At 48.7% G+C, this 12,128-nt stretch carries 8 protein-coding genes; 6 read left to right on the top strand and 2 right to left on the bottom strand.

Features of this window, described 5'->3' with window-relative positions:
• Positions 1-127 precede the first annotated feature (127 nt).
• The 3 genes from JIE71_RS02545 to JIE71_RS02535 all read left to right on the top strand — a co-directional run bounded on the left by JIE71_RS02545 (position 128) and on the right by JIE71_RS02535 (position 4,387).
• Positions 128-1,273: a Fe(3+) ABC transporter substrate-binding protein gene (locus JIE71_RS02545; protein WP_199507153.1), complete on the top strand. Its 1,146-nt coding sequence runs from the start codon at positions 128-130 to the stop codon at positions 1,271-1,273.
• Positions 1,274-1,348: 75 nt separating this feature from the next.
• A complete protein-coding gene (locus tag JIE71_RS02540) occupies positions 1,349-3,016 on the top strand; it encodes an ABC transporter permease (RefSeq protein WP_199507152.1) in 1,668 nt (555 codons plus the stop codon).
• A gap of 78 nt (positions 3,017-3,094) precedes the next feature.
• Positions 3,095-4,387: an ABC transporter ATP-binding protein gene (locus tag JIE71_RS02535; protein WP_416232001.1), complete on the top strand. Its 1,293-nt coding sequence runs from the start codon at positions 3,095-3,097 to the stop codon at positions 4,385-4,387.
• On the opposite strand, the gene JIE71_RS02530 is transcribed toward JIE71_RS02535, so the two are convergent.
• Together JIE71_RS02530 and JIE71_RS02525 are read right to left on the bottom strand one after the other, a co-directional pair.
• Positions 4,367-5,221: a methyltransferase domain-containing protein gene (locus tag JIE71_RS02530; protein WP_199507151.1), complete on the bottom strand. Its 855-nt coding sequence runs from the start codon at positions 5,219-5,221 to the stop codon at positions 4,367-4,369. The two genes, JIE71_RS02535 and JIE71_RS02530, sit on opposite strands and share 21 nt — an antisense overlap.
• Positions 5,222-5,291: 70 nt before the next feature.
• Positions 5,292-5,573, bottom strand: coding sequence for a hypothetical protein (locus JIE71_RS02525; protein ID WP_199507150.1), 282 nt, complete (start codon positions 5,571-5,573; stop codon positions 5,292-5,294).
• 485 nt (positions 5,574-6,058) lie between these two features.
• Here JIE71_RS02525 and JIE71_RS02520 point away from each other — a divergent pair, with 485 nt between their 5' ends.
• The 3 genes from JIE71_RS02520 (at position 6,059) to JIE71_RS02510 (ending at position 12,053) form a co-directional block, all read left to right on the top strand.
• The gene (locus tag JIE71_RS02520) at positions 6,059-7,648 is read left to right on the top strand and encodes an alpha/beta hydrolase family protein (protein ID WP_199507149.1); all 1,590 of its coding nucleotides are present in this window, start codon (positions 6,059-6,061) and stop codon (positions 7,646-7,648) included.
• A 595-nt stretch (positions 7,649-8,243) separates the two neighbouring features.
• The gene (gyrA, locus tag JIE71_RS02515) at positions 8,244-10,946 is read left to right on the top strand and encodes a DNA gyrase subunit A (protein ID WP_199507148.1); all 2,703 of its coding nucleotides are present in this window, start codon (positions 8,244-8,246) and stop codon (positions 10,944-10,946) included.
• 438 nt (positions 10,947-11,384) lie between these two features.
• Entirely contained in the window at positions 11,385-12,053 is a 669-nt protein-coding gene (locus JIE71_RS02510) for a glutathione S-transferase (RefSeq protein ID WP_199507147.1), read from the top strand.
• Positions 12,054-12,128 lie beyond the last annotated feature (75 nt).

Below are 12,128 nucleotides of genomic sequence, written 5' to 3'. Positions count from 1 at the left end.
CAGTTGTATTAGCATGATAGTTTTGATGTTTCTATATTGTATCTAAAATAGCTGAACTTTGGTTGTCCCAATACGATACTGATTTTGATTTTATCTGTTGATACTGCACTATCTTATGGAGAAGAACATGTCATCACTTACCCTCAATACTCTGTTTGCCCGTCCTGCATTGAAGACAGGTTTGTCTGTTGCTGTCTTTGGCGCGATGCTCGGCTTGGCAGGCTGTAACAATGCCAGTAATACCAGCGAAGAGGCGGCAGCCGAGAGTGAGACCACAGAAACCGCGATGACTGAAAGTACGGATGCTGCGGCAACCGCTACTCCTGCCGCAAGTGGTGAGCAAACTGTGACCATTTATTCTTCACGCAATGAGCAGTTAATTCAGCCGTTGTTGGATAAATACATGGAACAAACAGGCGTCAAGGTTGAGCTGATGACCGATAAAGAAGGCCCGCTGATGGCGCGTCTAAAAGCGGAAGGAAAAAACACGCCAGCAGATATGCTATTGACCGTGGATGCAGGCAACCTATGGCAAGCGTCACAAGAAGGTCTGCTCCAGCCTTTCGCTTCGACTGTATTAGAAAGCAACGTGCCTGCCAAATACCGTGACCCCAAAGGCATGTGGACAGGTCTGTCACTACGCGCGCGTACCATCTTTTATGACCCAAGCAAAGTTGAAGCAAGCGACCTATCCACGTACGCTGACTTAGCCGATCCAAAGTGGAAAGGCAAACTGTGCTTGCGTACCTCGAAAAAGGTCTATAATCAGTCACTGGTTGCCAGCATGATGGAGCATTTGGGCGCTGAGAAAACTGAAGAAATCATCCGTGGTTGGGTCGCGAACCTAGCGACTGACGTGTTCAGCGATGACATCAGCATGCTAGAAGCCATCGCTTCAGGTCAGTGTGAGGTCGGTATCGCCAACAGCTACTACTACGGTCGTATCTTGGATGAAAAACCAGATTTCCCAGTCAAAATCTTTTGGGCAAACCAAGACACCACAGGCACGCACGTCAACGTCTCTGGCGCGGGTGTGGTTGCCAATGCGGACAACGCAGATGGCGCGGTGAAACTGATGGAATGGCTATCATCGGATGAAGCGCAAGGCATCTATGCCAGCTCGGATAAAGAATACCCTGTAAAAGAGGGCGTTGATGAGTCAGAAATGCTCAAATCTTGGGGTACGTTCAAGCAAGACGACATCAATGTACAAAAATTCGGCGAGCTACAGACCCAAGCCATCCAATTGATGGACAAAGCGGGCTATAAGTAAATACAATACACCGCGCAAGGTTTGATTGACGTTGCGCGGTTTTTTGGTTTACATGTCGGATAGGATGGTTGAGTTATGGCTTTATGGTCTAAGGCGTCAATAGATAAAGACACTGTATTTACTGAACATGACCCACATACGGTCAGCCGTGACCATACCGCACGTACGCGTTTACTTTCAAAATCAGTCCTCGGACTGATTTCGTTGTTTATGCTGATACCGATTGTGATTGTGCTGCTCTCATGGACGCAGCCTGTCGCCGACATCTGGGCGCACATGCGTGAATACGTGCTGCCGCAAGTATTAAAAAACACCGCCATTTTACTGCTGATGGTCATGACCATTGCTGGCAGTATCGGCACAGCGCTGGCGTGGGTCACGAGTATGTATCGTTTCCCAGGTCAGCGTTTTTTTTCGTGGGCGCTGATGCTGCCGCTTGCCATGCCTGCGTATGTGCTTGCCTTTGTGACTGTGGGCATTGTTGATTATAGTGGTCCATTACAGACCACGCTGCGGGCAATGGGCATGACCTCGGGCATTCCGTCGTTGCGTAACGTGTGGGGCGCGGGCGCGATACTGTCCTTGGCGTTTTATCCTTATGTCTACTTGCTTGCGCGCCAAGCGTTTTTGTCGCAAGGACGGCGCGCCATTGAAGCGGGGCAAATGCTTGGGCTGGGGCGCGGCAAGGTGTTCTTTCGCTTGGCATTTCCGCAGGCGCTGCCGTGGATATTGGGCGGGCTGCTGCTGGCGAGCATGGAGACACTTGCTGACTTTGGCGCGGTATCGGTGTTTAATGTCGATACCTTTACCACCGCGATTTATAAGGCGTGGTTTGGCTTTTTTAGCTTGACCACAGCCGCGCAGCTTGCCGCGTTGCTTATTGGTGTGGTGTTTGTCGTGGTGATGCTCGAGCAATACTGGCAGGCGCGCCGCGGTGTGGCGACCACCCAAGGGGACAATCGCCGCTTTGAAGTCAGTCTTCCTGCCAAGATTGGGCTGATGCTGTTTTGTGGCGCGGTGTTTTTTATTGCCTTTTTGGTGCCGTTTTTACAGCTGATATATTGGACAGCCATTCATTTTCGCGAAGACTTGGACGCCCGCTACGTTGATTTTGTCATCAACAGTATTTTAATCGCCAGTATGACCACGCTGTTTATTGCGGTGTTAGCGATTGTCATTGCGTGGATTAAGCGCCAGTATCCTGACAAATCCACCAAGATTTTATCGGCGCTGGCGAACCTGGGCTACGTCGTTCCTGGTACGGTGCTGGCGGTAGGGGTGTTTATTCCGATTGCGTGGCTGGACAATCAGCTGATTGCACTCGGTATCAGCGAGCATCAACTCTTATCGGGCAGTGTGGTCATTATGCTGCTTGCGCTTGCCACGCGTTTTATGACCGTCAGTTTTCAGCCGATTGACCGCCAATTACAGCGCTTGACTATCAACCAAGAGTCGGCGGCGCGCTTGTTATCAAACAGCGCGTGGCAGCGCTGGCTGCAAGTGGTATTGCCTGTTTTAAGTCCTGGGGTACTGACTGCACTGCTTATGGGCTTTGTTGAGGTCATGAAAGAGATGCCCATCACCCTGATGACGCGGCGTCAAGGCTGGGATACACTGGCGGTACGCGTGTTTGAGATGACCAGCGAAGGCATGTGGGGACGTGCGGCGCTGCCCAGCTTGCTGATTGTCTTGGTGGGCTTGATTCCTGTGTGGGTGCTGCTGCGTCAAAGCGACAAGACTTAAAGAAGTAAAAGCATTCCGCTACACAAGCGTGCCGATTGCGGTAAAATAAATTTTTAGGTGAATAAGTGGGTATCGTCTATGTACACTGAGCGTTTTGATGACATCACCAAGCAAAAAAGTGTCAGCAATCAGCCTGCCGCGACGTCAAAGGCGCAGGCAGAAAAAGAGGCGCGTCTCAGCATGCCCTCCGAGCGTGCAGACTCGGCTACGGCAAGTGATGCGGCGTACTTTAGTGTACAAGATTTGGTGGTCGGCTATGATGATACCATCGTGGTGGATGGCTTGAGCCTCAGCTTGCAGCAAGGAGAAATCGGCTGCTTTTTGGGCTATAGTGGCTGCGGAAAGACCACGGCATTACGGGCGATTGCGGGTCTTGAGCCGACGCGCCAAGGCGTGATTACGCTACGCAATACATGCCTGACCGAGCAAAAAGGCAAGCGTAATTTTAGCCTTGCCCCTGCCAAGCGCGGTATGGGTATGGTGTTTCAGGATTACGCGCTGTTTGGACATTTAAGCGTCGCCAAAAACATCGCCTTTGGGCTTGGGCGCTGGTCAGCAGCGGACAAAAAAGCACGGGTAAAAGAAATGCTCGAGCTGGTTGAGCTGACCGAGCACGCGGACAAACGCCCCGCCGAGCTGTCAGGCGGACAGCAGCAGCGGGTGGCACTCGCGCGCGCCCTTGCACCCAAACCGAAGTTGCTATTGCTTGATGAGCCATTTTCCAACCTTGATGTGGTGCTGCGTGAGTCGCTCGCCATGAGTGTACGCGATATTCTAAAGCGTACGGAGACCACGGCAATTTTGGTCACGCACGACCAAAACGAAGCCTTTGCCATTGCTGATAAAGTGGGCGTGATGCACGAGGGCAAATTGGTGCAGTGGGCGAGTCCCAGCACCTTGTATCATGAGCCTGTCAGTGCTTTTGTCGCTGAGTTTGTGGGCGAGGGCGCGTTGATTGATGGCGTGATTCATGAGGGACGCGTGGCGACGGCGCTCGGCGATATTTATCGGCGTATGGAGGTGCTGGATGACGACAACCAGCCGCAATACTGTCGTTATGATTACCCAAATGGAACGCGCATCAAGGTCTTGGTGCGTCCTGACGACATCATTCACGATGACGACAGTACTCAGACGGCACTGGTGGTTGGGCGCGTGTTTCGCGGCGCAAACTATCTGTACCGCTTACAGCTCGATGATGGTCAGATTGTGTTTGCGCTGGTTGCCAGTCATCACAATCATCCAATTGGCTCGCGCATCGGTATTGTTCCGATGCTTGAGCACGTGGTGGTGTTTGACGAAGCCAATATCAATGCCACAACATGGTCAGAGCAGGAAAAGTCCTCAGCCCTAGCCGCGCAAGAGCAATAGGTGCAAATAGCGCCCCATCCATTTATAAGGTTCTTGTTCTGAGTAGCGCAGCTCCATACGGATGACTTCCTTAGGATGCTCGTTGCCGCCGCGTTTTTGGGTCACATAGTCAGAAAACACGCGCAAGCCGCTGCTTTTCTTCACCTGATAATGATGCTTGGCTATCCATGTTTGCACTTCGCTGTAGGCAACAGGATGATTGGGTGTCAGACTTTTCTTATTGTCCGCGGCGAAGTTTTTATTATCGAGCACATTAAAATTGCCCATCATCAGATTACGATAATCAAAGCTGGCAGGATTATAAAAACACAAGGACAGCGCGCCATCTGCTCTAAGCTGGCGGTCAAAAAAATCCATCACCGCTTGCGGCTCAGCAAGCCACTCCAGCAGCGCGTGACACAATATCAAATCAAACGTCCCCGCCACTGCGCCCAGCTTTTCAGTCAATGCTTGATACGGGCACACGTGCCAAGTGATGTTATCCGGCGCATTGGGTATGGCGGCAGCATTGTTCTGTGCCTTTGCCAGCATATTGGCGGAGATGTCATTGACCACCACGCGATGCCCTTTTGCCGCCAATTCAATAGCGATCTGCGCTAAGCCTGCGCCCACATCGAGGATGCGTAGCGGGCGCCCGAGCGTGTTTTGCTGGGCATCAACATAATCAAAAATATCACGGCGCAAGACGGCAAGGCGGATAGCGCCCTTTAAGCCGCCATAGACTTTGTTTTCGAAGTGGTCGGCAATGGCGTCAAAGTTGCGGTCAGCGCGTTCATTGTCTGAGTGGGCGGTATGCGCCGCGCGCGTCTGGTGGTCTTGGGAATGAATTGGCATAAAAGAGCATCTGTTATTAAGTTAAGACGTTCAGTCAAAAATAAGAGGGCATCAGCGTATGTGACGTGCCCTAAGCTTTTAAACGTCGGTTAATGACCCATTTAAAAATAAGCTTTGATAAGGCAATAATCACAAAGACGACGATGACAAACACCCACAAGCCATTGCCTTGCAAGTTTTCCTGATAAGCTTGAGCCAAGTAGGCAGACAGCGCCATCGCAACCAGCAATGAGCCCCAACGAACATAAGGTACCGCTCGATTATTGTGGTTGGGGAAACTGCCAACATAATCACTAGAAAAGCTGTACAGCACCATTGCCAAAATCCAAACAATCGCAAGAATAATATCCATACTAAAAGTCGCCTGTAGAGTGGTGGTTTAAGAATTGGCAAAGACAGTGTAGCGGCTAGAATTTTTTTGTCTAGCGTAGGTAAAGAAATGGTCTTATTAAGGTGAGTCTGTCTGCGTCAATCCGTGTCTAATAACGTATTTTAGAGGGGTTTGTGGTTTTTATTTTCACAGCGCAAGCTAACAATTAAGGGCTTTGACAGCGATAAAGGTAGAATATGGCTAGAAAAGTGATAACTGAGGTTTGTACATTTTACAGTAGCTTTTGCTAACACTTTACTATATAAAAATAAGGTAACAGAAACTATTTTGTCTTTAACCAATCTGTAATCGAATGATTACTAAGGCATATTATTCCACTTTGCTTAGGGCGTGTTGAACATTTGCAAATAGCTGCTGTCAGTGCCATGGTCGAATAGTCAACACGCCCTATATCTATCATCGTCTCTGACGTACAGTGAACATTATTATTGCTAAGGAAAGCACTTATGAAACCGATTATCTCTACCAGTCGTTGTTTGTTGTCCGTCTCCATTGCCAGTGCGCTTGCGCTGACAGGGTGCGGCGATGATGACACGCAAATCGTCCGCGATGCCTTTACCAAAAATGAAGCGATTACCAGCCTAACAACAACTGAAATAAATAGTTTTAGTCTAGCGACATCTGCGGCAAAATGCGGCGTGGCGGTTGAGAAGATTGACTATCCCACACGCGGAGCAGCCAATGAGCGTACCAACGCGACTGCCGCTGTGATGCTACCTATAGGTAATAGCGCAGATTGTACAGGCGACCGTCCAATATTGCTCTACGCGCACGGCACTACTACTGATAAAGATTATGACTTGACACAAGTCAGTGCAAACAATGCTGCTACGCTCGAAGGTAGAGCGATTGCGGCAAACTTTGCGGCGCAAGGCTATATCGTCATTGCACCGAATTATGCTGGCTACGATGATTCCAAGCTCAGTTACCATCCGTATTTGGTCGCCGAGCAACAGTCCAAAGACATGACGGATGCGCTTGATAATGCCCGCGTAGTCATTGCGCGTCAAAAGCTCGTCAATGACAACAATTATCGTAATGTTGATGTTGGTGACCAGCTGTTCGTCAGTGGCTACTCACAAGGTGGTCATGTGGCAATGGCGACCGCGCGTCGTTTGGAAAGCAACGATGAAACGGTGACCGCGCTTGCGCCATCTTCAGGCCCTTACGCATTGGCAGCGTTTGCCGATGTTATCTTTGCAGGCAATGTCAATATCGGCGCGACTCGCTTTGCGCCACTATTGGCGTATGGTATGCAGCCAAAATATAATATTTATAATCAAAAAAGCGATATTTTCTTAGACAAATATGCATCCACTGAGATGCCCAATATGCTGACATTCTCACAGCTAGTTACTGCTGGTAAACTGCCTGAGAATGCTTTATTTCAAGCTGCGCCTACAGGCAATGCAGTCATTGATAATTTGCCAAAAAGTACACTGCCTTTTGCGCCGATTGGCTTTGATGACAGCAATTATTTGGTTAAAACCGATTATCGCGCCGCGTATGTGGCAGATGCCGTGCAAAACCCTGATGGCCTTTTGACTGGTACGGGTATTAGCCCTGCTGCTGATCCTAAACATCCGCTACGCATGGCGCTAAAAGACAATGATTTGCGCGGCTATATTCCTAAAATGCCGACCATGCTGTGTGGTGGTAATCAAGATCCCACTGTGTTTTATGATTTAAATACAGGCAGCATGGCGCAAATTCTAGCCAGCGCCAGTATCAGCAATCCTGCGCTAAACGTCACCGTACTTGATGTAGATACCACCAATGCTGAAGAGCGTACCACACCACCTCTTAGCCTAATTGGTCAAGCCTCAATGAACCCTTGGAACGTGAATGCGGTAGCCACCCAGGCACAAACGCAGTTTAGTACCAGCTATGAGTTTACTATCAATAATGCCATACAAAATGGCGTCTCACCTGACGCGGCGATTTTGGCGAACTATCATGGTGCATTGGTCAGCAGTGCTTGTATGAACGCTACGCGTCAATTCTTTGACCAAAACTTTGTGAATTCACCACTATAGTCAAGTCAATTTAAAAATGATACAGCGAGATTAAAGGCTATTTTTCGCAGCCTCTGGAGACGAAGTCACAGCAAGCAAGGAAAATAGCCTTTAATCGAGTGTGTTTTTAACGCTATATCATTTTTATTTTAGTTTTACTATACAGCCTTATTTTTATATCAGGCGGTGATACTTAGGGCGTGTCACCGATTAGAACATGAAGTCATTTAGCGGTCTTAAACTGACTAAATCTTGCCAAACAGCGTCAAAAATCTTGTGAATATACCCATATTCTCTGCAATTTTTTCCTTGTTTGACTGTGATTTATCTCATTTTAAGCCTCGCCATCTACATGATGACACGCCCCAGAAAATAAACGTATTAACCGCCTGATTTGCTTTGGTTTAACCCCCGCTAAATGCCCCTAAATCCACAAATTTGTGTTAAAATAACCTCTTTTATTTACTACTAAAAATGATTGCCATCTGCCCAGCCGAGCGCCAATATTGTGGGGCTTTTTTGTGTGATGGCACACCAAAATGGCTGCATGTATTGTTGCGGTCAGGTGTGTCTGTTTGCATGAGAGCATGGGTACGATGTCAGTAAAGGAGTGTATATGAGCGATTCGGTCAGTCCTATTGCCATCGTCGATGAATTAAAGCAATCCTACTTGGATTATGCGATGAGCGTGATCGTCTCGCGCGCGCTACCTGATGTCCGTGATGGACTGAAACCTGTGCATCGCCGCGTGATGTATGCCATGCATGTGTTGTCAAACGACTACAACAAACCTTATAAAAAGTCAGCGCGTGTGGTCGGCGATGTGATTGGTAAATATCACCCGCATGGCGATACTGCTGTCTATGATGCTATCGTGCGTATGGCGCAGGATTTTAGCTTGCGTTATCCGATGGTCGATGGTCAAGGTAACTTTGGCTCGATTGATGATGATCCACCTGCAGCAATGCGTTATACCGAAGTACGTATGACCAAGCTGACGCATCAGATGCTGGCCGATATCGACAAAGACACCGTCGATTGGGAAGACAACTATGACGGCTCGGAGCGTATGCCGAGTGTCTTGCCTGCCCGTATTCCCAATCTATTGGTCAATGGCGCGACAGGTATTGCGGTGGGTATGGCGACCAATATGGCGCCGCACAACTTGACCGAAGTCATCAATGCGTGTTTGGCTTATGCCGAAAACCCTTATATCTCTGCTGAAGAGTTGATGACCCACATCTCAGGGCCAGATTTTCCTACAGGCGGTATCATTCATGGTCGCTCGGGTATTGTAGATGCGTATCGTACAGGTAAAGGTCGTCTGCATATCCGTGGTCGCTATCATATTGAGCCGATGAGTGACACAGGCGTCAACCGTGAGCGCGAGCGTATTGTCTTTACCGAGATTCCTTATCAGTCAAACAAAGCGAAACTAATTGAGCGTATCGCCGAGCTGGTACGCGATAAAAAGATTGAGGGCATCAGCGAGATACGTGATGAGTCGGACAAAGACGGCATGCGTATCGCTATCGATTTGCGCCGTGGCGAGACGGCTGAAGTTATCGTCAATAACTTATTTTTGCAAACGCCGCTTGAGTCGAGCTTTAGCATCAATATGGTGGCGCTGGACAATGGTCAGCCAAAGCTACTGACCTTGCGCGAGCTGATTGCTGCTTTTGTCCGCCACCGTCAAGAAGTGGTGACTCGCCGTACGATTTTTGAACTGAACAAAGCCCGCGTTCGTGGTCATTTGCTCGAAGGTCTGACCGTAGCACTTGCCAATATTGATGAGATGATTGAGACCATCAAGACCTCTGCCAACCGTGGTATGGCACGTGAAGCGCTGCTCGGTCAAACGTGGCGTGCAGGTGAAGTACAAGCCATGCTAACCGCAGCGGGGAGCCAAGCGGTACGCCCTGATTATATCGAAGGCGAAGACCCGAACGCGCCATTTGGCTTACTCACAGATGGCGACAATCGTTATCGTCTGTCACTTGATCAGGTCAATGCCATCCTTGAGATGCAGCTGCACCGCTTAACAGGTCTTGAGCAAGACAAGCTGACAGAAGAGTATCAAGACTTGCTGCGCGAGATTGCCCATCTTGAGTCTATCCTTGGCGATTTTGATAAGCTGATGGGCATCATCAGTGATGAGCTGATTGACATCCGTGACAACTTTGGTGACGAGCGCCGCACCGATATTGTCGATGCACGCAGTGACTTTAGCCGTGAAGACTTGATTCCTGAACAGACCGTAGTGATGACCGTATCACGCACAGGCTACGCCAAAACGCAGCCGATTGATGATTACGTGGCACAAAAACGCGGCGGTAAGGGCAAGTCTGCTACCAGTATGAAAGAAGATGACGTCATTGATCATTTGGTGGTCACCTCAACGCATTCTACCGTATTGTGCTTTACCGATACAGGTCGCGTATTTAGCTTACGTGGTTTTGAAGTACCGATTGCCAGCCGTGGTGCGCGTGGTCGTCCATTGGTGAACCTGATTGGCCTTGATGCAGATGAGCAAGTCACCACCATCTTGCCGATTCCGCAGATGTCTGAAGATGTCAGTGGGCACTATGTGTTCTTCGCGACAGCAAATGGTACGGTAAAACGTGTTGAGCTGGAGCAGTTTGCCAATATTCGCTCAAATGGCTTGATTGCTATCGGTCTAGAAGACGACGACAAATTGATTAGCGCGCGCATTACCAATGGCAGCCAAGATGTAATGCTGTTTGCCTCAAGTGGTAAAGCGATTCGCTTTGATGAAAACGATGCCCGTGCCATGGGTCGTACCGCCAAAGGTGTACGCGGTATGCGTATCGATGCTGACGACACGGTTAAATCATTGGTCGTGATTGAGGAAGATACTTCAGAAATCCTGATTGCTTGCGAAAATGGCTTTGGTAAGCGCACCTTGGTTGAAGAGTTCAATGCACAAAAACGTGGCGGCGGTGGCGTGATTGCCATTAAGATCAGCGCCCGTAACGGTGCGCTAGTACGCGCCACCAAAGTTGAAGATACCGACGATATCATCTTGATTTCTGATAAAGGTACACTAGTGCGTACCCCTGTTGCGCATATTGCCAGCGCAGGCCGCAACGCCCAAGGGGTCACCTTGATTCGTTTGCCGAAAGACGAAAAGCTGGTGGCGATGGCACGCGTTGAAAACGATGGCGATGAAGAGCTGGTCGATGCCTTAAAAGAAGACGGCGTGTTTGATGCCGAAACGTCTTTAGAAGTCGATGATGCCAATGACGCCGTCGAAGCAGTGACAGATGCAGAAACGAGCGATACAGATGACACTTTATAATTAGCAGTATGTTTTAGAATCAAAAGGTCTCCACCCCGTGTGCGAGACCTTTTTTTATAGATGACGTTAAAACTCGTATTAGGAACTATAGTCAAGTCTAAATAAAAACAATACAGGACAATAAATTCATTTGATTCAACGCTATTTTTCTTGCTTGCTGTGACTGCGTCTTTTGATGCTGCGAAAAATAACGTTGAATCTTATTGTATCGATTTTATAGTAATCTAACTATATGGACAAACCACGTATATTATTGAATGAACTGACCGAGCAGATACGTTGTTGACGCGTCCGCTACAATCTGGCGGTGGGCAAGTCGCCTGAATTACGCTATCATCAAAACCCTGTATCCCTTGATATGCCAAGTGCAGCCCACCTATAGGCTAAATATAAACGATGGTGTGTCTTGGACATTTTTATTAAAAATGGGAAGGTTTTATGCTAACGCTTCATCATTTAAACAACTCACGCTCTTTTCGTATTCTATGGCTATTAGAAGAGCTGGATTTAGATTATAAGCTCGTTACGTATGAGCGTACCAAGGCTTATTTGGCCCCAGAACAACTTAAAAAAATCCATCCGCTCGGGCACACCCCCGTACTCGAAGTCGACGGACGCGCCTTGGCTGAATCAGGTTTTATCATTGAGTACTTACTCAGACATTACGACACCGAGCAGCAATTTAAGCCGACTGACGATAATGAAGCGGGCTGGGAGATGTACACCTTTTGGCTGCATTTTGCCGAAGCGACCGCCATGCCGTTTTTGGTGATGCGTCTTGTGTTTAGTAAAGTGGTTCAGCGCTCTCCTATCTTCATTAAGCCGATTAGTAAAGGTATTCGTAAGCAAGTTGAAAACGGATTGATTAATAAAAATATTGTCAATAACCTAAACTTAATGGAACGTCATTTACAGGACAATCATTGGTTTGCAGGCGAAGCCTTTAGCGCCGCCGATGTGCAGATGTACATTGTGGTCGCCGCTTCTAAAGCACGGGCAGGCCTCGACGACGTGCGCTACGCCAATCTACTCAACTGGATGAAGCGTTGTGAAGCGCGTCCAGCATTTCAGCGTGCTAGCGACAAAGGCGGTATGCCGCAGTTTTAAGCGCTTACGTTCAGGCATAACAATAAGGGCAAAGCAACAGTGCGGCGTCCTTATTTTTCTATGCCTACCGCTACG

Source organism: Psychrobacter sp. bablab_jr014, from assembly GCF_016464015.1.
Classification (GTDB): domain Bacteria; phylum Pseudomonadota; class Gammaproteobacteria; order Pseudomonadales; family Moraxellaceae; genus Psychrobacter.
Note: the sequence above shows the minus strand (reverse complement) of the source record. Positions and strands in the feature narration are given on the sequence as shown.